The 24,338-nt window shown below is 40.1% G+C and carries 23 protein-coding genes; 9 read left to right on the top strand and 14 right to left on the bottom strand.

What is annotated here, in order from left to right; all coding sequences use genetic code 11:
• Positions 1-185 precede the first annotated feature (185 nt).
• The 5 genes from ACQ2HE_RS03455 to ACQ2HE_RS03435 all read right to left on the bottom strand — a co-directional run bounded on the left by ACQ2HE_RS03455 (position 186) and on the right by ACQ2HE_RS03435 (position 6,147).
• Complete coding sequence (locus tag ACQ2HE_RS03455) at positions 186-2,657, bottom strand: DUF5916 domain-containing protein (protein WP_430894520.1); 2,472 nt, start codon at positions 2,655-2,657, stop codon at positions 186-188.
• 244 nt (positions 2,658-2,901) lie between these two features.
• Positions 2,902-4,314 (bottom strand): MBL fold metallo-hydrolase, encoded by a 1,413-nt coding sequence (locus tag ACQ2HE_RS03450; protein WP_430894522.1) that lies wholly within the window; start codon positions 4,312-4,314, stop codon positions 2,902-2,904.
• A 91-nt stretch (positions 4,315-4,405) separates the two neighbouring features.
• Entirely contained in the window at positions 4,406-4,744 is a 339-nt protein-coding gene (locus tag ACQ2HE_RS03445; RefSeq protein WP_430894524.1) for an ArsR/SmtB family transcription factor, read from the bottom strand.
• A 105-nt stretch (positions 4,745-4,849) separates the two neighbouring features.
• Positions 4,850-5,530 (bottom strand): tRNA (adenosine(37)-N6)-threonylcarbamoyltransferase complex dimerization subunit type 1 TsaB, encoded by a 681-nt coding sequence (gene tsaB / locus ACQ2HE_RS03440; protein ID WP_430894526.1) that lies wholly within the window; start codon positions 5,528-5,530, stop codon positions 4,850-4,852.
• Positions 5,530-6,147, bottom strand: coding sequence for a 3-hydroxyacyl-CoA dehydrogenase family protein (locus tag ACQ2HE_RS03435; RefSeq protein WP_430894528.1), 618 nt, complete (start codon positions 6,145-6,147; stop codon positions 5,530-5,532). The genes tsaB and ACQ2HE_RS03435 overlap by 1 nt, the downstream gene beginning before the upstream one ends.
• Positions 6,148-6,388: 241 nt before the next feature.
• Here ACQ2HE_RS03435 and ACQ2HE_RS03430 point away from each other — a divergent pair, with 241 nt between their 5' ends.
• The 6 genes from ACQ2HE_RS03430 (at position 6,389) to ACQ2HE_RS03405 (ending at position 10,922) form a co-directional block, all read left to right on the top strand.
• The gene (locus ACQ2HE_RS03430; RefSeq protein WP_430894529.1) at positions 6,389-6,769 is read left to right on the top strand and encodes a RidA family protein; all 381 of its coding nucleotides are present in this window, start codon (positions 6,389-6,391) and stop codon (positions 6,767-6,769) included.
• A 25-nt stretch (positions 6,770-6,794) separates the two neighbouring features.
• Positions 6,795-7,982 carry a glycine C-acetyltransferase gene (kbl, locus tag ACQ2HE_RS03425; protein ID WP_430894530.1) on the top strand — a complete coding sequence of 396 codons (1,188 nt, stop codon included), beginning with the start codon at positions 6,795-6,797 and terminating at the stop codon, positions 7,980-7,982.
• 180 nt (positions 7,983-8,162) lie between these two features.
• Positions 8,163-8,366, top strand: a complete 204-nt coding sequence (locus ACQ2HE_RS03420) for a hypothetical protein (RefSeq protein WP_430894531.1) — start codon at positions 8,163-8,165, stop codon at positions 8,364-8,366.
• Positions 8,367-8,502: 136 nt separating this feature from the next.
• Positions 8,503-8,988: an RNA polymerase sigma factor gene (locus ACQ2HE_RS03415; RefSeq protein WP_430894532.1), complete on the top strand. Its 486-nt coding sequence runs from the start codon at positions 8,503-8,505 to the stop codon at positions 8,986-8,988.
• Position 8,989: 1 nt separating this feature from the next.
• Positions 8,990-10,066 (top strand): anti-sigma factor family protein, encoded by a 1,077-nt coding sequence (locus ACQ2HE_RS03410; RefSeq protein WP_430894533.1) that lies wholly within the window; start codon positions 8,990-8,992, stop codon positions 10,064-10,066.
• 31 nt (positions 10,067-10,097) lie between these two features.
• Positions 10,098-10,922 (top strand): outer membrane beta-barrel protein, encoded by an 825-nt coding sequence (locus tag ACQ2HE_RS03405; RefSeq protein ID WP_430894535.1) that lies wholly within the window; start codon positions 10,098-10,100, stop codon positions 10,920-10,922.
• A gap of 58 nt (positions 10,923-10,980) precedes the next feature.
• Here the strand turns inward: ACQ2HE_RS03405 and ACQ2HE_RS03400 are convergent, their stop codons facing one another.
• Positions 10,981-11,424, bottom strand: coding sequence for a DMT family transporter (locus ACQ2HE_RS03400; protein WP_430894537.1), 444 nt, complete (start codon positions 11,422-11,424; stop codon positions 10,981-10,983).
• Positions 11,425-11,595: 171 nt separating this feature from the next.
• Between ACQ2HE_RS03400 and ACQ2HE_RS03395 the strand changes: the two genes are divergently transcribed.
• A complete protein-coding gene (locus ACQ2HE_RS03395; protein ID WP_430894539.1) occupies positions 11,596-12,150 on the top strand; it encodes a L,D-transpeptidase family protein in 555 nt (184 codons plus the stop codon).
• Between the two features lie 16 nt (positions 12,151-12,166).
• Here the strand turns inward: ACQ2HE_RS03395 and ACQ2HE_RS03390 are convergent, their stop codons facing one another.
• Both ACQ2HE_RS03390 and acs read right to left on the bottom strand, forming a co-directional pair.
• Entirely contained in the window at positions 12,167-13,108 is a 942-nt protein-coding gene (locus tag ACQ2HE_RS03390; RefSeq protein ID WP_430894541.1) for an alpha/beta hydrolase, read from the bottom strand.
• A 244-nt stretch (positions 13,109-13,352) separates the two neighbouring features.
• The gene (gene acs, locus ACQ2HE_RS03385; protein WP_430894543.1) at positions 13,353-15,266 is read right to left on the bottom strand and encodes an acetate--CoA ligase; all 1,914 of its coding nucleotides are present in this window, start codon (positions 15,264-15,266) and stop codon (positions 13,353-13,355) included.
• Positions 15,267-15,555: 289 nt separating this feature from the next.
• Here acs and ACQ2HE_RS03380 point away from each other — a divergent pair, with 289 nt between their 5' ends.
• Positions 15,556-17,223 (top strand): MFS transporter, encoded by a 1,668-nt coding sequence (locus tag ACQ2HE_RS03380; RefSeq protein ID WP_430894545.1) that lies wholly within the window; start codon positions 15,556-15,558, stop codon positions 17,221-17,223.
• Between the two features lie 11 nt (positions 17,224-17,234).
• On the top strand, positions 17,235-17,459 hold the full coding sequence (locus ACQ2HE_RS03375) for a DUF6814 family protein (RefSeq protein ID WP_430894547.1): 225 nt from the start codon (positions 17,235-17,237) through the stop codon (positions 17,457-17,459).
• 78 nt (positions 17,460-17,537) lie between these two features.
• Here ACQ2HE_RS03375 and ACQ2HE_RS03370 read toward each other — a convergent pair whose 3' ends face one another.
• The 6 genes from ACQ2HE_RS03370 to ACQ2HE_RS03345 form a co-directional block, all read right to left on the bottom strand.
• Positions 17,538-18,467, bottom strand: coding sequence for a DMT family transporter (locus tag ACQ2HE_RS03370; RefSeq protein WP_430894549.1), 930 nt, complete (start codon positions 18,465-18,467; stop codon positions 17,538-17,540).
• A gap of 562 nt (positions 18,468-19,029) precedes the next feature.
• Positions 19,030-20,349, bottom strand: coding sequence for a polysaccharide deacetylase family protein (locus ACQ2HE_RS03365; RefSeq protein WP_430894551.1), 1,320 nt, complete (start codon positions 20,347-20,349; stop codon positions 19,030-19,032).
• A gap of 48 nt (positions 20,350-20,397) precedes the next feature.
• Positions 20,398-21,774, bottom strand: coding sequence for a LutB/LldF family L-lactate oxidation iron-sulfur protein (locus ACQ2HE_RS03360; RefSeq protein ID WP_430894553.1), 1,377 nt, complete (start codon positions 21,772-21,774; stop codon positions 20,398-20,400).
• A gap of 14 nt (positions 21,775-21,788) precedes the next feature.
• Positions 21,789-22,385 carry a DUF3109 family protein gene (locus ACQ2HE_RS03355; protein WP_430894555.1) on the bottom strand — a complete coding sequence of 199 codons (597 nt, stop codon included), beginning with the start codon at positions 22,383-22,385 and terminating at the stop codon, positions 21,789-21,791.
• A 6-nt stretch (positions 22,386-22,391) separates the two neighbouring features.
• On the bottom strand, positions 22,392-22,985 hold the full coding sequence (gene gldD, locus ACQ2HE_RS03350) for a gliding motility lipoprotein GldD (RefSeq protein WP_430894557.1): 594 nt from the start codon (positions 22,983-22,985) through the stop codon (positions 22,392-22,394).
• Positions 22,985-24,313, bottom strand: a complete 1,329-nt coding sequence (locus ACQ2HE_RS03345) for a hemolysin family protein (RefSeq protein WP_430894559.1) — start codon at positions 24,311-24,313, stop codon at positions 22,985-22,987. The genes gldD and ACQ2HE_RS03345 overlap by 1 nt, the downstream gene beginning before the upstream one ends.
• Positions 24,314-24,338 lie beyond the last annotated feature (25 nt).

Here is a 24,338-nt window from a genome sequence, read left to right as displayed (position 1 = left end):
CATCTTAAGCTCTATTGAAATCCAATTCAGGGTTCATATACCAAAAGTAATCCACAGAATTTTTCCTATGTGAAGATTAAATTAACTTGACAATGAATCAATGCAATTCATTTGATGAAATATGGATTTGACCTAAAATTCTTGTGTATTAATCGAATTAACAAATCAACCAATTACCAAATTAGTTACCGCTTCTTCTTTGCCTCTAAAAAGTAAATTACTTTCACACTAAAATTATTGTTTTGGTCGCTTCTTACACTATTTCCAAAATTCTTGAAATAGTCGTTCACCACATCATTTGAATACAAGAAAGAAGCATCCTTCCAAACCACATTCAAGAAACTTCCCGGTGCGAACTGCCATGTGTACACCATATCAATATTGAATAAGTTCAAGTTCTGATTCGCTGAACCCGTAAATCCACTGTTCTCATTCAACTTTCCGGTTTTCTCATCCAACTTGAAATATTGTTTGTATTGTACAGAGCTTAAATAATGGCGAGCACGAAAAGTAATGCCCATTTTATTGGTGAAATTATACTTGAGACTCAGAATGTCTTCTACAGTATTCACACGGCGCTTCCCAATAATAACATCATTTCCATTCATGGTTGCAAATCCAATTCCCGTTGGTCTCGGCATAAAGTTCAAACTATGGTCAATTGAAAATTTGCTATTAAAACGATAACGATGTGTGAAGCTAATATCTGACCCCCAAGCTCCGTAGAAATTAAAAAACACTCTCGTAATGGATTCGAAACTTACAGAGTATTTCTTAGCGGAATTTGATTCGTAGCCCAGGCCAATAGCAGAACTGGCATTTCTTCTAAACATAGCCCCATATTTACGAGGCTCGTAAAAATCATTCTGCGCCGGATTAAAATTCACATAAATCCAGTACCAATTCAATTTCTTGGTTTGAAAATTCACATTACTATTGATATGAGCTTCCATGTATTGCTTATCTAAACCGGGAATTGCCGTAAACAGTTTCTGAACATTCGCATTGAAGTTCAAGAATATTCGATTGTACCATCCTTTGGGTTCCGTCCATCTTCTACCCATCCAAACGCCATGTGTGATATAGTTGTTATTGGTGAAATATCCCATATCATTATGCGAATAATTCTTATCAGACAACTCTTGGAACACGTTGAAATTAAACTTACCACTGGTTTTCCCAAAATACAACAAACTACTAACGCCATTTACGTTTCCGCCGTTTGACTTGATTCCCATTAACTGACTATAAGCAATCTTCCCTCCCAAATTATACATGTTCTGCTTATTGTTCAGATCAAAAAGCACAGCACTCACATTCGCGTCGTAATCCCTACCACCTCTCCACACATTGGTATTCACAAAAGATACCGAAGAATTGTGCTTTAGGTTTTGATCCAGTACAATTATGTTATAGTTTGTCAAAGGATCCGTTTCAAACTTACGCTGACCTTTTGTATTAATATCCTCAATGGTAGCATACTGTGCTTTCGTTATGGCATTTAAGATACCTACACCCAAACCACCCTTGGTTCTCCCTGAAATTTTTGAGGCATTGATCAATTTAGACTCCGTTGGATTCTTGATCACCTCTTCATTTGCTCCTAGAGTGTTGTAAACATCGTACTGATGCAACGGCGATCCTCCAATTCTTCTTGAATAAAACAAATCACCCTTACTAAACAATTCTGTTCCCTCTGTAAAGAAAGATCGATTTTCATTATACTTCACCTCAAAAGGAGTCAGGTTCAATACTCGGTTATCACTTTGCACTTGTCCGAAATCCGGAATCAATGTGGCATCTAAAGTAAAGGCTTGGTTGATACCATATTTTACATCCATTCCTCCATTCACTTGAGAGGTCCAGTTTTTTACACCTGTTTGATTATAGGGATAATGATTTGCATACACCGAGAAATAAGGAGAGAATTGCAAACGCAACGGCGGCTTGATGTCTTTGATATTGGTCCAGTGACCTGCTTGAGTGAGAAATCCATTCACATTTGGATCGATGGGGTTCCAAGTAACCTGCTGATCCGTTTTACGTCTTCTTCTGGTTACGTGAAAGCCCCAGGTTTGAACATCTTTCTTTGCAAATCGAATCGCACCATAGGGAATGAACATTTCAAAGCTCCATCCATTTGAATGAATAACGGCTCCGCTTTTCCACACCGCATTCCAACTAAAATCTTCTCCACCATTATTACTGGTTGGATTGGAACTCATCTTAGCATCCCATTGTTCGTTCAGTGGAGTTATAAAATATTCGAATCCGTTCAATCGATCCGAATACGTATCGAAAATAATTCCTATAAAGTCGTTGGCGCCAAAGCCATCCCTGCCTTTGAGCTCAGTAGTAATGCTGTCTTTAGTGTTCTCATAACAGAAGCCTCCAAAATAAATCCCATTATCATCGTACATCAAATAGGCTTCCGTTCTGGTTTGCGGGTTTTCTTTACGCCCCACTTTCGGACGAAACTCAATAAAATCGTCCATCCGAGCTGCTTCTTTCCAAGCTTCATCGTTAATTAAACCGTCAATTTTTACTGATTTGGTAGTGCGTTGGGCTGGAAGTGTTTTCCCAACATTTACATTTTGGCTATAGGCTGTAAAAGAGACAGCAATCCCCATTAAGCAGCATACGAGTCTGTTAAACATGGCTAGGTCTTTGTTTTTCTATGGTTAGTTGAACGTGAGCGATGGCTATTTCGCCCACCTAGTGAATAGAGACGCGCCGAGTTTTCAGATGTTACAAAACAGCTGTTGGCATAATGTTAAAAGGACTACAGATCGGATAAATGGCAATAAAAAAGCAATGCCGAAACATTGCTTTAATGATAGTTTAAATATGTAGAATCGAATAAAAACGGATCTGTGCGGCCGTCAAATCTTGTATAACAAATTAATTCAATGCGGCCTGTACCTTTTCTACCTCAATTCCTTTCTGATCTTTGATCTTTGCCCAACCACCTTCTACATTTCTCAAATTATGAATACCCTGACGTTTCAACATTGAAGCGCCAATCACACTTCTATATCCTCCCGCACAATGCACATAAATATTCAAATGATCTTCCAACTGCGCCACACGAGCCATATCAGTCATTTCTATCAAAGGCATGTTCACTGCACCTTTCACATGTCCATCTGCATACTCAGCCTCTTTTCTTACATCCAACACAACCAAATTAGTATCGAAAGGAAGATCCATTGCCAATTCATCTGCTTCAACATTGATAATCATATCGATCTTATTGCCGGCTTCTTGCCATGCTTCATATCCTCCACTCAAGTACCCTTTAATCTTAGAAAATCCAACACGCGCCAAACGAACCACTGATTCTTTTTCCATTCCGGGTTCTGTTACCAATACCATCGATTTCTCAAAACTCAATAAGCTTCCCGCCCATTCCGCAAATCTTCCCTCAAGTCCAATAAAAATAGATCCGGGTATGAATCCTTCTACAAATTTTGATGCATGTCTGGTATCCAATACTATTACATCTTCATCTTTGGTCATAGATTTGAATTCCTCCATACTCAATGCTTTTGTTCCTTCGGCTAACACTGCCTCTAAACTATCGTATCCTTCTTTATTCAATAAAACATTGATAGGAAAATATGAAGGGGGTTCTTGCAATCCATCCGTAACACTTCTAATAAATGAGTCACGATCAGGAGCTTGCAAAGCATAGTTCGTTTGCTTTTGAACGCCAATGGTACTATAGGTTTCAGGACCTAAGTTCTTACCGCAACTACTTCCGGCACCATGAGCAGGATAAACCAGCACTTCGTCCGGTAAATTCACAATCTTCTTTTGCAAACTATCATAGAGCATACCTGCCAATTCAACCATAGTTAAATTAGAGCCTTTTTGCGCTAAATCCGGACGGCCAACATCACCTACAAACAATGTATCACCTGTAAATACTGCATAAGGCAAACCATTTTCATCCTTTAATAAATAACAAGTACTCTCTAATGTATGACCTGGTGTGTGCATCACTTCAATGCTAATGCTTCCAAGTTGAAACACTTGTCCATCCGTTGCAATGGTAACCGGTAGTTTCGTATTGGTTTCAGGTCCATAAATAATGGGGGCGCCTGTAGCCTTACTCAAGTCTAAATGACCACTCACAAAATCGGCATGAAAATGTGTTTCAAATACATAACTGATGTTAGCTCCTCTCTCTTTCGCTAAGTTCAAGTAAACATCAATATCACGCATTGGATCAATAATGGCCGCTTTTCCATCACTCTCAATATAATAAGCCGCCTCACTCAAACATCCTGTATATAATTGCTGTATAAACATCGATTCAATTTTAGGCAAAGATACTTGTAAAAAAGAAAAGCGAAAACCCACCGGTCTTCGCTTCTACACGCAAACAACAAGACTCTTATAATCAAGCAATTAACTCGTCAACACACTTCATGATCTGTGCTACACGAGCATTGTCAACTGAATAATAAATGAACTTTCCTTCACGATCTGTTCTTACTATGCCTGCTCTACGCAATATGGCCAAATGCTGAGAAGCAACAGACTGCTCTAAACGAAGGTTTACATAAATTTCGGTTACAGTGATCTTCTTCTTCTCATCAACCAATTTTACAATTTGCTGACGAAGTTTATGGTTCAATGCACGCAAAATCATTGCCCCCTTCTTCAAACTCACGAAATCAACACTCACTGAATTCGTCTCTCCGTTCAAAGTCATCGAATAACTGGTAATAGCATTCATAATTGAAAGGGTATTAAATAGAAAAAGTATAAATCTTAAAAGAACAAATATAGAATGAAATCAATGAATCGTATGTTATTATATTTTAAAAATGCTTAATGGTAATTAAGATTGATGAGTATAAAATTCTTTGATATAAACGGGTTCAGAATAAGGCAGATCAGTAAATTTTTGCATTAAAAACAGATTAAAAGCAATCTTTGCAAATGCGCTACCAATCACAGTTGTAGCGGAAAAGAGTACACCGTCTTTCGTACACAAACTTCGAAATTTTGCGGAACCGTTTCCGCAAAAAACTATGTCATTATTTTGTAAATATTTTTCGTACGACCCCCCCGATAGTATCAACGCTTCCGGTTTGCTCTCTTCATTCAAATTAAAATCATAAACCGCTGTAAACACTTCCATCCTTCTTGCATCAATCATCGGAACAATATAATCTACCCTTCTACCCATTTGCATTAGCTCTACTTGCATAGACGCCGCTAATAATAACAATGTGCCAACACCAATTAATGGCTTGTTTAGCGCATAGGCGAGACCTTTAGCTGTCGACATCCCTACCCTTAATCCCGTATATGAACCGGGACCCTCACTTACCGCAATGGCATCCAACGCCGATAACTCAAAACCGGTTTCATCAAACATCCTTTTAATCGCAGTATGTATCCAAGATGCATGATCTCTTTGATTCGTTTCAACATCCGATGCTAAAACCACGCCATCTTTGGATAGCCACAAGCCACCCTGTTCAGTAGCCGTATCAATCAATAATATCAATGCCATTATCCTTGTATTTTAACACATTCATTAATCAACAATGGAGCCACAGTATACCGAGAATCCTCAGTAGCCAAGCGTTTCATCAATCGAAATACCTGCTCTTTTCCAATGCTTTCAGCCCATTCAAAAGGTCCATACGGGTAACCCGTCCCTAACTTCATAGCAATATCAATATCTTCTTTGCTGCTAATTCCATCCCCGGCAGTTATGTAGGCCTCGTTTATAATACAGGCTACCACCCGAGCCCCAATCATTCCCGGAACATCCGGAACTACTCGGTATTGCTTTCCAATTGTCTCAAAAAAACGATCGCAAATAGCTCTTTGTTCTTCGCTCAATCCCGCAATTTCCCAAACTGCTCTTTTCAAAAAGCCATTCCACCCGTTAAACCGCGCAAATGGAACCGAATCAACTACCTCATTCACTAATATCAAAGCACCGGATCTTTGCATCAATACAGCATCTCTTTCCGGATCTTTATGATAACTCATGTCAACATAAACATCTGCGGTACTGGCAGCCAAGGCCCTCACCGACCCACACCACAACCAGTCTCCTTCACCAAAAGCCGCTACCCAAGCCTGTTTTTGATCATCATTCGCCAATATCGCAATTTGCATGCTTCTAATTTTCTGCAAAAATAACCCTTTCTCCCCCATCTCTTCATTTCATTCAGCAGCTACTAATGTGGGCCCCCTACAGGGCCCTACTGATATGCGCCCCCTGCCCCTCCTCTTGCTTCTTTGTATTTCCTCGTTCCTCGTCTCCTCGCTTCCTCGTTCCTGTATACCGGCTGTTCCATTATTAATTATTAATTCCTAATTCTTAATTACTCCCTCTCGCTTTTCCTTATTTTTGGGCATGGAAAAAACGATCATCAATTCTAACAGCGCACCAGCCCCCATTGGGCCCTATAGTCAAGCCGTTCAAGTAGGAAACCTCCTTTTCTTATCAGGTCAAGTGGCCATCAATCCCACCACCGGTACCATCGACGCAACAGATGTTCTAGGAGAAACACATCAGGTAATGCACAACCTGAAAGCAGTGTTAGCTGAAGCAGGAATGGACTTCAGCAACGTGGTTAAAACCACCATTTTCCTTTCTGATATGGACTTGTTCTCCACGGTAAATGAAGTATACGGTAAGTATTTTCAAGGGAACTTTCCGGCCCGAGAAACCGTAGCTGTAAAAGGATTGCCTAAAAATGTAAACGTTGAAATCAGTATGATCGCTTCTAAATAATTAATTCACATCTCATAGTTCTTGCATGAATCCATCATTATCGAACCGAATTGCTCAGGAGTTAGAGGAAATCAAAACCGCCGGCCTCTTTAAAACCGAACGCATCATCGAATCTCCCCAAGGAGCAGAAATAATAGTAAACGGCAAAAAAGTATTGAACTTTTGCGCAAACAACTACTTAGGACTCTCTTCTCATCCAAAAGTGCTGGAAGCAGCAAAAAAATACATTGACCTGAGAGGATTTGGAATGAGCAGTGTTCGCTTTATCTGCGGAACACAAGACATTCACAAAGAACTCGAGGCTAAGATTTCCGCATTTCTTGGTACCGAAGATACCATCTTATATGCAGCAGCTTTTGATGCCAACGGAGGTGTTTTCGAACCGCTCTTCAATGAACAAGATGCCATCATTTCTGATGCACTGAACCACGCTTCCATTATTGATGGCGTTCGTTTGTGCAAAGCCCAACGCTTTCGCTACGAACATAACAATATGGACGACCTCGAAGCGAAACTAAAAGAAGCCGCCGGAGCAAGAAGCAGAATCATTGTAACAGACGGTTCATTCAGCATGGACGGCACCATCGCACAACTCGATAAAATTGTGGCATTGGCAGAGCAATACGATGCTGCTATTATGGTAGACGAATGTCACAGCAGCGGCTTCCTGGGCAAAACCGGTAGAGGCACACACGAATACAGAGGAGTAATGGGAAAGATCGACATCATTACCGGAACCTTGGGTAAAGCATTGGGCGGTGCCTCCGGTGGATTTACCTCAGGCAAAAAAGAAGTGATTGAAATGTTGCGTCAGCGCTCACGTCCCTATTTGTTCTCAAACACACTTGCACCCAGCATTGTTGGTGCCTCTATCGCCGTGTTGGATTTACTTAGTGAAACAACTGAATTGCGCGACAAATTGGAGTTCAACACAAAATATTTCAGAGATAACATGACGAAAGCGGGCTTCGACATTAAACCCGGAGATCACCCCATCGTTCCTATCATGTTATACGATGCAGTAGTTGCTCAAAAATTTGCAGCAGCGTTATTAAATGAAGGAATTTATGTGATCGGATTCTTCTATCCGGTTGTTGCCAAAGGACTGGCACGAATCCGGGTTCAATTAAGTGCCGCCCACGACCAACACCACCTCGATACCGCAATCGCTGCATTCACGAAAGTGGGTAAAGAACTCGGTGTTCTCAAATAAGATTTATTCTCAAATTCTTTACTTTTCAAAAGAGAACCCCAGGGTTCTCTTTTTGTTTGCCTTAATTGATCCTACCTTTCTACGCTAAAAACAACAGTACAATTAACGCTACTCGGAAATTTATCGTCCAACCTGTAACATTCCCCTTATTGCTGCGTCTTATTCCTACAACCAGCCTTTATGTTTCGCAAGAATTTTATACGCTTTGTTTGGACCATTTTCGTCGCCTCCGCAATTTTAGTTGTGGCAGCCGCCATACGTCAAAACAACGGCTTGAATTCAGATCTAATTGAAAGTCAAACTGATAAGCCTGATTTGGGCAACGGTGAATTTATTATCCTTGAAAGTTTAGGAGCCTATATTCTACCCAAAATAATACAATAACTACCTGATATATAAACACTTATCTTTAGTAAGGAGGCCCAAAGGCCTCTTTTTTTATTTTTTTCAAAAACCCTGTAACATTATCTCCCCCTTATTCGTACTACCTTTAATCAGCTAACCTTTCCTAATCAACTGTATGACCGAAAGAGAATATAACCAATGTGTAAATCAGTACGCCGACAACGTGTACCGCTTTATATATAAAAATCTCAGGCACGAAGAAGATGCCAGAGACGTGGTTCAAACAGCATTTGAAAAAATGTGGGTGAACAGAGACGAAGTAGACGCTTCGAAATCTAAAAGCTACCTTTTCACCGTTGCCTATCACCAAATGATAGACCATCTGCGTAAAGTGAAAAGAATTACGCTAAAAGATGAATTCAAAGAAGACGCTCGCGTTATTGATCGCCCCGTTTCGAATACAAAAAAGATCCTTGATGAAGCATTGAGCCGTTTACCGGAACAACAAAAATCACTGGTTCTTTTAAAAGACTATGAAGGATACTCCTATGAGGAGATCGGGAAAATAACAGGCCTCAGTGAAAGTCAAGTTAAAGTGTACTTGCACAGAGCCCGTGTTCAACTAAAAAATTATTTAGTAAGCCCCGAAAACGTATTATAACATGAACATTAACAGATACAATTACGAAGAATATTTTCTGCTTTACGTAGACAACGAATTGTCTACCGAAGAACAAAAAGCTGTGGAAGCTTTTGTAGCGGAAAACCCCGATCTGGCAGAAGAACTAACCCTTCTTCAAGAAACTGTTCAGTTGCCTGAATTGAAAACACCATTCTTCGATAAATCTTCTCTGTATAGAACTGAGAATGAAAATGCTTTTATCAATGAATTGAACTGCGAAGAAAAGTTTATTGATTATAGCGACAACGAACTCAGTAACGAAGAAAAAGCCAAAGTTGAAGCGTTCGTTTATCAAAATCCTCAACATCAAGCCAATTTCGAACTATTGCAATTAGCTCGCGTAACAGCAGACACTTCAATTGTATTCCCCGATAAGAACTTATTGTATAGAAAAGAAGAAGGAAAACGAGTTATTATGATTCGTTGGTGGCAGGTTGCCGCAGCAGCTGTTGTAATTCTCGCTATCGGCACTACCGGTTATTTCTATAATAGCAAGCCTTCAGTTGAAATGGCAGGGACTCAACCAAAAGTGAACACACCTGCACCTTCTCAACAAGCAAATACAGCACCTGGATCAAAATCAATCGTTCTTCCTAGCGAAGAAGCAAGCTCACAAAAAGAAAACATAGCATATTCGCCGGTTAGAAATAGTGTGCCCAACAACGTTACTAGCGTTAAATCAACAAATGCTAATGGAAAAGAAAATAAATCTGAAAATCCTAGTAACTTTTCGAACAACACAATCGTTAAACCTATAGAGCCGATTGTTGCAGTAAACGAGCCTAAAACAATAACTACTACACCAACTGTTATTGATGGGCCGGTAGATGTAAAAGGAATCGAAACTACTCCAAGTACACCGAGTATCGCAACCTATGCATCAAACACTGACAACAACAATGCTTTCGAACCTATCAATACCGATAACCGTCAAAAAGGTAAATTAAGAGGCTTCTTCCGCAAAGTTTCCCGGGTTGCAGAAAAAGCCATGAGTATCAAAGGCGGTGAAGCCAGTGGAGATAACAATGTAAGCATTGCAGGTTTCGCGCTTCGTTAATAACAATCACTCAACTTCAAAAAAAATAATTATGAAAAGGATGTTTTTACTCCTGACAGGATTTTGCTTTGCCCTAGGCCTTCAAGCTCAGGAAACTGAAAAATCAGACACCGTAAAAATTGGAAACATTACCATTATTAAGAAAGACGATGGTAAATCAAAAGGTTCTTCCTCTAATGACACCGAAGTGAAGATCGAAAAAAAGAAAAGTAAAGGAAAGTCAACCAATTGGGGTATTGTAGATATTGGAATCAATCAATTCAATGATCAAACCAATTATAGCAGCGCAGCTATCCAAGATCCTTCTACAGGCTTCGCACCCGGTGCAAACGAAGATTGGTTTAAATTGAGAAACAACAAATCAATCAACGTAAACATTTGGATCTTTACGCAACGTGTGAGCCTGATCAAAGATGTTGTGAATTTAAAATACGGTATCGGTTTAGAGTTAAACAACTACCGTTTTTCAAGACAAGTGAAATTCAACACCGACCCTACGAAGGTAGTTCTTGACAATAGCACTTCTTACAGCAAGAACAAATTAGCAGCTGATTATTTAACCGTTCCAATGATGTTAAACTTCAACCTTACTCCTAAGAAAAAGAATCCGGTTGGCTTCAGTGCCGGAGTAAGCGCCGGTTATTTGTACAGCAGCCGTCAAAAAACGATCACAGCTGCCGACGGTAAGCAAAAAACAAGAAATGATTTCGACTTGCGTCCATTCAAACTTTCGTACGTAGGTGAACTGAACTTAGGTTTTATCCGCCTCTATGGTTCTCTCGCAACTCAAAGCATGTTTAAAAAAGGTTTAGACCAAACTCCATATAACATCGGTATCCGATTGAGCAATTGGTAATCGCTTTTCCCGATTTCTCTCATGTTAACCGACCGTCAGGGCAAATGATGGTCGGTTTTTATTTTTTTGTAACCAACCATGCTCCCGCAATTACCAATCCTATTCCAAGTAACTTCTTCACTGTAATAGCACTAGCTGCTAAGCCTAACAATCCAAAATGATCCATCAATAGAGCTGTCGCCAATTGCCCCGCTACTATTAACACAAACATATTTGACGCACCTACTTGATGCACACTCAAAATCACAAAACTGACCACTATAACTCCCAAGAAGCCTCCGGTATATTTATACCACTCAATTCCCCGATACACTTCCACAGCCGGTAAAGACTGTTTCGAAAACAACAATATCAGCGCCAATGCCAGCGTACCACCTAGAAATGATAAAAATGCAGCTAGAATCGGATGATTCAATCCGGCACGCAGTTGACCATTCACCCCCGATTGAATAGACATCGATATCCCGGCAATTATTGGCATCAAGAAAAATAGGTATTTCATATTCAACTTATTATAACACAAAGCTAACAAACTGACCTCTAATCTGTTAATCATTAATTAATAGTACCATCCCCATCGTCCTCCATTGCAAACTTGGCAAAAAGATTGTATGTTAGTACTTGAAAGTTAAACCGGAAAATCACAGCGAAATTCTACTTAAACGACCCCCGTATGCAAACGAAATTTCTAACAGGCCTATTACTGCTCAGTAGCCTGCTCCTGGTTTCTTTCAAACACACAAGTGTAAGAAGCACTAAGCATTCCAAATTCAACAATCAACCCAATGGAACGGTTTATCTCATTATTGACAAAACCGATTACGAACTGAGTGTTTACGATGATGATGGTTGGTTTGCTACCTACCCTGTTGTTTTTGGAAACAAAGTGCTGACCGATAAACTCATGGAGGGTGATAAAAAAACACCTGAAGGATCTTTTAAAATACTTTCAAAAAGAGTACACGATAAATGGCATCGAATGTTCCTGCTCGATTTTCCCAACAAAGAATCTTGGGATAAATTCAAACAACGAAAGGCGGCAGGTATTATACCCGCTAATGCTAAAATTGGAAATGGAATTGCCATCCACGGCACTTGGCCAAATGATGATATCGTAGTAGATACCTATACCAACTGGACCAATGGATGCATTTCCCTTCGTAATGATGACATAGATGAGCTCAACGAAATTCTCAAAGTGGGAAGCAAAGTAATAATCCGCTATTAGGCATTGCTATTAAATTTTAGTTCAAAAAACTTTTGATTTCTTTCAACCACAAATCGGTCTGTTTTTCATACAACGACTCGTGACCCGCGTCCTTGTAAACTACCAGCTTCTTATTATTTCCTTTAATAGCGCCATAAATAGCATCAATTTCTGCTCTAGTTACACGCGGATCCTTTTCACCCCATTGCACTAGTACCGGACATTTTATGGAAGCCGCATACTCATATGGATTATGCGAAAAAGCCCAGAAGCCTCTCTCTACTCCACCCCAAAAACATAACAAAGTGGCAACCGGCTGTTCAGGAATTCCCATAATGCGTACCCTTCCTTTAACCGCTTCCGATAATGATCCAAAAGGCATTTCAAGAATCACCTGATCGGGCTCCACACCCTCATGTGCAACAGCCCTAGTAATGGTAGCCGCACCCAAAGAAATACCCCACAGTACCACTTTCCCTTTGGTATGCGCCCGAGCATAGTCGTAAACAAGCTTAACTTCCTCCGACTCGTCATGCCCAATGGTACAAGTATTGCCGTCACTTCCTCCATGTGCACGAAAATCAACTAACAGAATCGAATATCCCATTTTTCGCATGGCCGCAGCCTCACCCAATATCCTCGACTTGCTAGAGCCATGTCCGTGAAACATCACAACATATCCTTGAGAAGAATCAATTGGCCAATCCCAAGACTCAATCTTCAATCCATCATTTGTTTTAAAATTGATAGTTTGATAAGCGCCGGTTGGAAAAGCTTTATTTACAGACTTGTAATAATTAATTCCAAAAAATAGGGATTTTGTTTTCTGCCAAAAACCCATTTGCTCCGGCCTTTGAATCACCGGCTCATTTGTAGCATCGTAAAAATGAGTAAACTTATAGGCATGAAAAACGGCCATCAAATTCAAAACAATAAACAATAGCAGGACTACGCGCAGCAGATTACGTAATAGTTTCATGACCTTCCGTTCTTTTGCTTCGTAAATTAACGTTTTTCAATTTATTTAGTGATAAAACCTACTATGCAACTTAGTTTGGCAATATTCCTGCTATACTAACCAGAAGCCATACTGTTTAGAACGGTCGGTTGTAGCGGTCGTTCAGTTTACAAGTAAATGTTACCACAAAAGGAAAAGGTCTCGCTTTCCAGCGAGACCTTCATTATTAATTCTTACCAATTAATTTTTAATTTGACGCCCTCTACTAAATTTTTCCATTCTTAATTTCTTCAACCACACCCGGATCCAACAAAGTAGAAGTATCGCCTAGGTTTTCAGTTTCGCCTTCCGCTACCTTTCTCAAAATGCGACGCATGATTTTTCCACTTCTCGTTTTAGGTAATCCGCTTACAAATTGAATTTTGTCTGGCTTCGCAATGGGACCAATAACTCTAGTTACCGTTTGCAAAATGTCTTGACGAGTCAATGCTTCATCGCCATGCATTTGACCAAACACCACATAGGCATAAATGCCTTGGCCTTTGATATCGTGCGGATAGCCTACTACGGCACTTTCCACCACACCAGCATGCATGTTGATCGCATTTTCAACCTCAGCCGTTCCAATACGGTGACCACTTACGTTCAATACATCATCTACCCTACCGGTAATTCTGTAATTACCTTCTTCATCTCTCAAAGCACCGTCACCCGTAAAGTACATATTCTCGTAAGTAGCGAAATAGTTTACCCTGCAGCGTTCGTGATCGCCATAGGTAGTTCTTAAAATTGAAGGCCAAGGATGCTTGATGCATAAATTACCACTTACTCCATTCCCTTCAAGCTCAACTCCTTTCTCATCAACCAACACAGGTTGAACACCCGGTAAGGGCAGTGTAGCATGCGCAGGTTTACCCGGTGTAATTCCTGCCATATTTGAAATTAGTACACCACCGGTTTCAGTTTGCCACCAAGTATCTACAATAGGGCAACGCTTCTTTCCAATGTGTTCATCATACCAATGCCAAGCCTCTTCATTAATAGGCTCACCAACAGTACCCAATACCTTTAATGAACTCAAATCATGACCTTGAACAGGACCCAATCCAAAACCCATCAAAGAACGAATTGCTGTGGGGGCTGTATAAAGAATATTTACTTTGTATTTATCAATGATATCCCAGAATCGTCCGGCATCAGGCCATGTAGGTACACCTTCAAACATCAAAGTGGTAGCGCCTGCTGCAAGAGGACCGTATACAATATAGCTGTGACCTGTAATCCAGCCAATATCGGCTGTACAAAAATGAATATCACCGGGCTGATATTGAAATACGTTTACAAACGAATATGTAGTGTATACCATGTAACCTGCGCAGCTGTGAACTACTCCTTTTGGTTTACCGGTAGAACCTGATGTGTATAGAATGAAGAGTGGATCTTCAGCATCCATTTCCTCAGCAGGGCAATCGGGGTTACCCATGGTCTCTACTTTTTTAATTTCGTCTTCCCACCACACATCACGTCCTTTTAGCATACTCACAGGAGTGCGGGTACGTGTGGCCACAATTACTTTCTTCACAAATCGGCATCCAACCAATGCATCGTCGATCACCGATTTCAAAGGAATATCTTTATTACCACGAAACGCTCCATCACAAGTAATGATGTACTCTGCATTCGCGTCGTACAGGCGATCGGCAATGCTTTGTGCACTAAAGCCACCAAATACTACAGAGTGAATGGCACCAATACGCGCACAGGCCAATACGGCAATAGCCAACTCAGGAATCATACCCATGTAAATACACACTCGGTCACCTTTCTTAACTCCATTGTTCTTTAAAACATTGGCAAACTGAGAAACCTTGTTGTATAAATCGCGGTAAGTAATAACGCGATGGTGTTCTTCGGGGTCATTTGGCTCCCAAATAATGGCAGGCCTATTTCCTAAAGTCCCTAAATGACGATCCAAGCAGTTCTCCGTAATGTTCAACTTACCATTTACAAACCACTTGATATTCGGCTCTTTAAAATTCCAATCCAATACTTTATCCCACTTCTTTCTCCAATAAAAACTAGAAGCTACATCTCCCCAAAATCCTTCCGGATCAGAAACACTTTTCTTATAGGCCGATTGATACCCTGCTGCATCTTTGATTTGAAATGAATATGACATGATCGTTAGGAATTAACTTGCTAAAATTTTTAAAAATTGAGCTTGTAAATTTGAGTTCTAAAGATACACATTCTCAATTTCTAAAAGACCAAGCTAAGGCCTTTCTAATAAAAAGATAAAACTCAAATCAAAAAAAGTACAATCATCCTACTTATTGAATTATACTTTGTTAACCATTTATTGTGTTATTCGTACATTTCAATGTTTGAGCCTGTTTATAACCAAACTCTTTAAAAAAATAGGTATATTCAACTCAGTTTTTGAACTCCCTTTCAACGCCAACTTGCTTATGAGTACTTTGAACAATACACCCGGTAAAATGGGTTTCATTATTGGTGCATCCTCTGTTGGAACACTTATCGAGTGGTATGATTTCTATATTTTCGGAATGCTCGCCAAAGTGATCTCGAGTCAATTTTTTCCCGAAGATTCCGGAACAGCTGCCTTGTTAAGCACTTTAGCAATATTTGCAGCAGGCTTCATCGTTCGCCCATTCGGTGCATTGGTATTCGGACGATTGGGAGACCTCATTGGAAGAAAATACACATTCCTTCTAACACTGGTTTTAATGGGTGGTTCAACCTTCGCTATAGGCCTTATTCCGGGCTACGTCACCATTGGTTGGTGGGCACCATTATTAGTTTTACTACTAAGACTTGTTCAAGGGCTCGCCTTGGGAGGAGAATACGGTGGCGCCGCAACGTATGTAGCTGAACACGCTCCAATTAATAGAAGAGGCTTCTGGACCTCCTGGATCCAAACTACAGCAACCCTTGGCCTTTTCTTAGCCCTAGGCGTAATCATCTTAATTCGTAAATCACAGAGCATAACCGATTTTGAATCTGAATGGGGTGGCTGGAGATATCCATTTTGGATATCATTGTTACTTGTGTTCGTGTCCATTATCATTCGAATGAGAATGAGCGAGTCTCCATTGTTCGAAAAAATCAAATCATCCGGAAAAACTTCTAAAAACCCACTCAAAGAAAGTTTTGGCAACAAAGCCAATTTTAAAATGGTGTTGTTGGCTCTCTTTGGAGCCGTTATGGGTCAAGGAGTAGTTTGGTATACCGGCCAGTTTTACGCTCAATCATTTCTAGAGAATACCTGTGGAGTAAATTTTGAAGATTCAAGAAATATCATTTTAGTAGCAATTCTTTTCGCTACTCCATTCTTTGTGATCTTTGGTTCATGGAGCGATAGAGTCGGAAGAAAATGGATTATATTAACCGGTATGTTGGTAGCTGCTTGTTCCTATTATTTCATTTACGATAGCATGTTGAACACCACCAGCGCTACTACCAAACGAGCTTTGTTTAGTAGTGCTACCGAACCCAGTTCAGTAGTAACAGTAGATAGTAAGAGGCCAAATGTATTGCACCGAATTACAAAATACGACACCCTTTACAGTGATGGCGCGAAATTTAGCTTTACAAAAACGGACACCATCACCCTTTTGGAGAAGAGCGTACCCAATACAAAAGAACTAAAAATTGTGGTGGACTCAAACGCAAATGCCCTTGTTTATAGTAGAAAAGCCGGCCCAAAAACTGTTCTTGAAAATGGAAGCGCAACCGTAACTGCAAAATCAATTAGCAAGAAGCACGCGCTCTCGGTTGAAAAAGCACTCGATCGTTCCAGCTTTTGGTATTTAAGTTTCCTCGTATTCATCCAGGTATTTTTTGTTACCATGGTGTACGGTCCAATTGCAGCTTTCCTTGTTGAAATGTTCCCAACAAAAATTAGGTATACGTCTATGTCGCTGCCTTATCACATAGGAAACGGCGTATTTGGGGGGTTAGTGCCATTCTTAAGTACATTGATGGTAGAACTATCTAAAAGTAATGGAGGAACCGGAAACCCACTCATCGGATTAGGCTACCCCATTTCAGTGGCATTGCTCTGCTTTATTATTGGAACCATCTATTTAAAAAATAAACCTGCACTGTCAGAATAAAATAGTAACCAATGAACTTATTAAAAAAATACCTCGGAATTGTTTGGATGCTCCTCGCTCCAACCATCATTGCCTTTCTATTCCTTCAAGCAAATGATAAAATAGCGGCCGCTACAGTAGCCAATAAAACCAACACCATTCTCCAATGGTCAATCATATTGGTTATATTCATACCCATCACTACCGGTCTCTTTATTTTTGGAAAATATGCGTGGAATAATGAATACGAAGAGTAAACCATTATAAGCGAAAACCAAAGTTTATTCTTCGCGGCAATAGCCACAATCCTCAACAACGTCAGGCATCCCCAATTCTTAATTATTAATTGCTTTCTGCCCTCTCTGCACCAAATACACTCCTAACAATGTAATCATACCACCGGCTATAATATAGATAGTGAGCGGCTCCTGAAACAATGCCGCACCAAACAATACAGCGATAATTGGATTGATATAAGCATATATCGAAGACTGCTCTGCACTCAAATGCTGAAGTGCATACAAATATGCGATAAAAGAAATCACTGAACCAAAAATGACGAGATAGGAAATTGCAACCCAACTCTGCCAAGGTATTTCCCAAATAGGAACGGTAGCACCTGTAACACCACTTACTGCACTCAATGCAATGCCGGAAATCACCATTTGCAAACCAATACTCATATACGGATTGAATGACAAGGCCTGCTTCTTTGTATACAACGAACCAATAGCCCAGGTTAGGGTAGCCGTAATAGACATAAAGATCCCAAAACTGAACTGCGGGTTAAAGAAATCATGCAAGTGCTCAAAAAATACCACGCAAATACCTCCAAAGCCCAACACAATACCAAATGTAGTTATTGGCTTCAATTCCCTCGTTCTCAAATAACCAATCAGTACGATCCACAATGGAACAATGGCGCCAATAATAGAGCCCAGCCCTGCTGTAATGTATTTAACACCCCAAGTACTCAGCCCATTGGAAAGAGAAAAATTCAAAATAGCCAGCAAGATAATGGGACCCCATTCCTTACCCTTGGGCCATGTAGCGCCTTTATAAAGGAAATAAAGTAAATAGCAAGAACCTCCGAGCAATTGCCGAATACCGGCCAATTGCAAGGCGGGCATATACTTCACTCCTTGCTTTGAAGCGATCCATGTGGTACCCCAAAAAAAACAAACCATACCCAATGCAAAAATTGCCTTGGCATGCGTTCCCTTTTGTCGGAAATTCTTTGGATGAATCACCGAAATTCGTCTCATCGTTTCCTTAGATGCCGCCCGAATTGTACCTGTAAAACTAATTTTTGCCAAAACAAATAGTCTGAATCTTCAGTTTCAAATTCACCGCAGAGAACGCCAAGTCCGCAAAGAATTCGCAAATAAATTATTTCTCTGTCTTTCCTCGTCTCCTCTCATCCTCACTCCTGTATTCCCCCTGTTCCTGCTCCTCTTCCTTTTTCGCATTTCCTCTCTCCTCGTCTCCTCTTATCCTCCCTCTTGTATTCCCTGTTTTTTCACCACAGCGGCGCAGCCGTCGCAGCGGTTACGCAACGCTGGCTCCATGCCTGCAGTTAATTCCCTCATTAACACATCACCACATAAACAAATTGCAGCTTCCTCCCTCCTGTATTCCCTGTTTTTTCACCGCAGCGGCGCAGTCGTCGCAGCGGTTACGCAACGCTGGCTCCATGCCTGCAGTTAATTCCCTCATTAACACATCACCACATAAACAAATTGCAGCTTCCTCTCTCCTCGTCTCCTCTCATCCTCGCTCCTGTATTTCGGCTGTTCCATTATCAATTATTAATTCTTTAATTATTAATTAAGAATTATACGCATCCCAATATACCGTTTCCTTCATAAACAACTCAAACATCTCAGCCCATCCTTTAAACATCGGATGTGAACCCAACATATGATTGTGCCATATGGAAATAAATAAACCTGAATGACGCTTCACCTGCTGGTACAATTGCATCAGTTCTGCATAAGCTTGTTGCGGTTGATAGCGCTGCTCATAAAATGCATTGGCATCCATAAAACAATAGGGATACAACACCAAATCAGAAATTCGCTCTTGCTCCAAATCATACCATTGATAAGAGGACGCAACCGATGCTCTAAACCCATTGATCGTTCCGTACCCCATTGAAAACTCCTTCTCTATTCCTATCTCTTCCAGGGTTCTAAATGTAGTCGGCAATTCAAATCGGATATAATGTTGTCGCGAATGGGTAATTTCTTTATCAGCCACCACCTCCAACCAATCTCGCTCTTCTTTTAATAAGGTCGTGTCATCACCACTTTGCCAAGAAGGATGTATCCCAATTTTGTACTGCTGAGATGCATATCCAATCAATTCCTGCAAAGCCTTATTGGAAGTAGGCGTATTCTTGTCATATTCTCCTCTCTTAGACGCTACCAAGAAAAAATAATGAGGCTTTATTCTGCAATACAAATGCAGGGCATCCAGCCACTCAAAACAGTCGTAAGGATCTTTCTCTTTTCCTGCCAACACCTGCGTTCGCTGCTCTAACTCCGCCCAATTGCCTTTCAAAAGATCTTTTAAATAACCACCCCATTTTAGTAGAGTGCTTTTTTTCGTATAGGCATAAGCTATATCGATGTCATAAGTTATCAAACATTGAAAAGTATGGTGTTTAAAAAGAAGACCGGGATATTTTCGCTCCAAGGTTTTCTTGAAATCAGTCAACCATATATTCACCAATGGCTGTTGCAGAAATCCTTCTTTATATGCGAGCGATTGATAATGCGCATACCTTCCATAATGGTCTTTTTCATGTGGCAAGTATTCTTCATACCTGCTAATCAAATAAAAAATAGCTGAAAACAAATCGAAAGGATGATCACCTTTGCTTGGAAAGAAAGCCTTGTGAAAATTAAGTTCAAAACATTCAATTTGCTGAGGCTTTACACCTGTTTCAAACAACAAACCTTGGGGCTGTATATGGAATTCAGCCTCTGAAAAAGGGTCTTCCGAATAATTAATTTTGGCTCCATCATACGCCTGAAATTGTACAGCATCCGTTGTAATCTCAATTGGATCAGGAAACAATTCTTTTCCAACAAAGGAAATCACATAACGTAACCTATTCGATATGGAGGTACTGTACAACAACATGTTGTACACAAAATAGAGAAGTATTAGCGGCTTACCAAAATCAGTTCTTTACTCGCCTCTTTTTTCTTTCCACATCTGATTGAAGGTCTTAGGCGAAAAATTCAACTCTGAACGATGTGTGGTCCAACCTTTGAAAATCTTATTGACTATTTTATTCTTCAAAGAGCCGGAGCCCTGATTCATCCAACTTCTGCGCAAACTAGCTTGTTTCCAAACCTTCCATGCCATCTTCTCTGAGAAACTTGCATCTCCTGCTTCAACTGCCTCCGCCCTATTCTCCAACAAAAGCTCGTGCAAATTGATTTTTACTGCACACACTTCCGTACAGTTACCACATAAACTGGATGCATAACTTAAATGCTTCCATTCGTGCATCTCTTTCAGATGCGGAGTAATCACCGATCCAATCGGGCCACTGTACGTAGTTTCATAACTATGACCACCAATATTCTTATAAACCGGACAAGCATTCAAACAAGCACCACATCGAATGCAATACAAACTCTCACGTGCTTTCTCATTCGCTAAAATATTGGTCCTTCCATTGTCCAATAAAATCACATACATCTCATCGGGACCATCTAATTCACCTTGTTGGCGAGGGCCACTCACGATAGAATTGTACACGGTCACTTGCTGACCCGTTCCAAAAGTTGCTAGCAATGGCCAAAACAATCCCAAATCAGTAAAAGATGGAATTACCTTCTCAATGCCTGTAATCGCAATATGTGTTTTAGGATAAGAACAACTCAACCTACCATTCCCTTCGTTTTCTGTGATCGCTATACTACCGGTATCGGCAATCAAAAAGTTTGCCCCCGTAATTCCAATTTCAGCTTCTGCATACTTTTGACGCAATTTCTCGCGCGCTACTAAAGTCAGTTGCTCCGGCGTTAAATTAGAAGGCGTTCCTAATTTTTCTGCAAATAATTTCGCTACATCTTCTTTGCTTTTATGCATCGCCGGAGTTACAATATGATAAGGCGGTTCACCATCTAATTGTTGAATGTATTCACCCAAATCCGTTTCTACGCTTTCAATTCCGTTCTTTTCCAAAAAATCATTCAAATGGATCTCTTCTGTAACCATACTCTTGCTCTTCACTATGCTCTTGCAATTTTTGGCTTTACAGATCTTTAGAATTTCATCTAAAGCTTGTTCAGTGGTCTCTGCCCAAATTACCTTGCCGCCTCTTTTTGTGAAATTTGCTTCAAAATCTTCCAAATGTTTATCCAATTGCGAAATCGCCTTCCACTTCAAATTCTTCGCACGCTCACGTGCAGTCTCCAATGCAGAAAACTGCTGCTTCCCAATCGGAACTACACTATTGTACTTTCCAATATTAAAATTGATTTTCTTGCGGTGCTCAAGATCTGCCGCCTTAATCGTACTCTTTGCCAAGAAAGATTGTGACATCTCACTCATACTACCATCGTTTATTATTTCTTATTCGATGCTTCATAGGCTTCTGCAGCCCCTTCCAACGCCTTGTAAAAATCTTCACCATATAATCGAACCAAAGGTTCTTTCAAAAATTCATATACCGGCACCTTCAGCTTATCTCCTAACTTACAAGCAGCCTTGCACAAATCCTGACGTGGCTCGTAATTCAAAAGACCATAATTACCGTGTTTTCCTTTCTTATGAATAATTGGAAATAAATGACAACTGATAGGTTTCTTCCAAGGAATAATGCCGTCGTAATAAGCTTGCTCAAAACCGCATTTAATAACTCCTTTGGGATCCCTAAATGCATATACGCATATCTCGTTATCGTTACCCAGGGTTGGCGTTACCCAACCAAAGTCTTTGTGATAAACATATTTTCCTTTCTTTTCTACTTCAGCAATAGCATCGGCAGGTAAATAAGGTTTGATCTTGTCGAAGTATTGCACCATCAAGTCCAACTCTTCCTCTGTTAAGGGAGCACCTGCATCGCCTTCTTCACAACAACCACCTTTGCACTTGTTTAAATCACAAACAAATTGCTTTTCTACGATATCATCACTGATATATACATTGTCTATTATTATCACAATCTTTTATTTAGACTTCCATTGAAGTGTGTTAATCAAATGTTTCATATCGGCTTGCAGAAACTCATTCACGATGCGCAAAGAGTCTTCATTCGGTGTGGCATCGAAATACAAAGCTCCCCTTAGAAAATGTTTCACGCTATCTGTAACAAAGAACTGTTTTGCAGTAGCGGTATTTCCGCGAACATTGAACCAAAGACCTGACAGCCCTTTCGGAGTGGTCATTAAAGAGTCCTGAATTTCGGTTGCCTTGCTGGTATGCTTATAGGTCATCTTAAAAGCATCGTCTACCAATTTATCAAACCCCGTATCAACGATGGTTTTATAACTTACATAGATCTTACCCTGAAAACTAGGGAAGTCGATATTGATCCAATAGGGGGTGTCGTTATCATCAAACATGGTCGTATCCTTCTCCACTTTTGCATAAACGGGATACTCAAAAGTATAAGGATAACCGGGTTCATTGAACACTTGATACTTATGTTCGGGAAAATCAATTTTGAAATACCCTTTTGGTTTAATTGTATAATCACTATTACAAGCAGAGATGCCTGAGATCACAACAATGAATAAAGCCGTTAGCCAATGAACTCTCATTATGGTTCCTGAATTTTTATCGTAAGTTTTACTTTTTGAATTCTATTTTTTTCAACTTCTAATACAGTAAACTCGAAGTCTCCAACTGTTAACACATCTCCGGCTTTTGGAATCACGCCTGCCAACTCCAACATCAATCCGGCAATAGAGTCACTTTCACCCCTAACATCATCGAAGGTATCGAGTGGAAGATTCATCAAACTACACGCTTCATGAATCATCAACCTGCCTTCAAGAATATAAGTGCTATCGTCTAATTTTTTATTAGCCGTTTCATCGTCATCAAACTCATCCTTAATTTCTCCAATAATTTCTTCCAATATATCTTCAAGCGTTACGATTCCACTCGTGCCGCCGAATTCATCTACTACTACAGCAAAGTGAATACGCTTGCTCTGAAATTCTTGTAGCAGATCTTCAATGTATTTGTGCTCGTGAACAAAATAAGGCGTACGCATCAGGGTATGCCAGTCGAAGTTTGCATCTTCATGCAAATAAGGAACAATATCCTTGGTATGTATCATTCCAACAATATCATCTAAACTAACTTTATATACCGGTAGTCTGGAATAGTGCTGTTCTTCAATTTGCTTTTTCAATTGAATATAATTGAAATTGAAATCAATTCCATTTACATCCAATCTGGTTTTCATGATCTGTTTAACAGTAATATGTCGGAACTTATAAATGCCAGTAAGCATTCTCTGACCATCTTCTTCATTCACACTACTCTTAATGGCTTCTTCAACTTGCTGATTGTATGCTTGAGTAGGAACCCCACCAAAGAATTTTTCAATTTGCTCCGAAATGCCCAATAACCAACCCGCCAATCTTCGAAAAGCATAATAAATGACTTCCACCAAGGAGGCCGACTCGTAAGCCGTTCTTAAGCTATTGTGCGTTGCTCTTATTTTGGGTAGTATTTCTCCAAATAAGATGATGGCAAAAGTGATTGCAGGAATCTTGATGATCAATTTGGTGTAGGCCCCCATTTCCTGAGGAAGAATTTGATCAATTAGAAGATTGGCAAGAATGATCGTGGCAATGTTTACAAATCCATTGGCCACCGTTAACGAAGTCATCAACACTTTGGGCTCTTCTAGCAATTGCGCAATACGTTTCCATCCTGCGTCTTGCTTTGTTCTAAGTGCATTGATGTCTCTATAATTCAAGGAAAGAAAAGCAATTTCAGCTCCTGATATGAAGAATGACAAAATGAGGAACACTACCACAAATAAAGCGAGAATGGTAGAAGTTGCCTGAAAAGCAGCGTCCAATAAAATGCTTGCAAATAAATGCTGAAATAAGAATACCAAATCGGTTTCCAAAATAGAATATTTAGTTCACGATACT

This window comes from Endoryza foliicola (assembly GCF_050589245.1).
Lineage (GTDB): Bacteria > Bacteroidota > Bacteroidia > Chitinophagales > Chitinophagaceae > Endoryza > Endoryza foliicola.
This window is presented reverse-complemented; position numbering and strand designations above follow the sequence as displayed.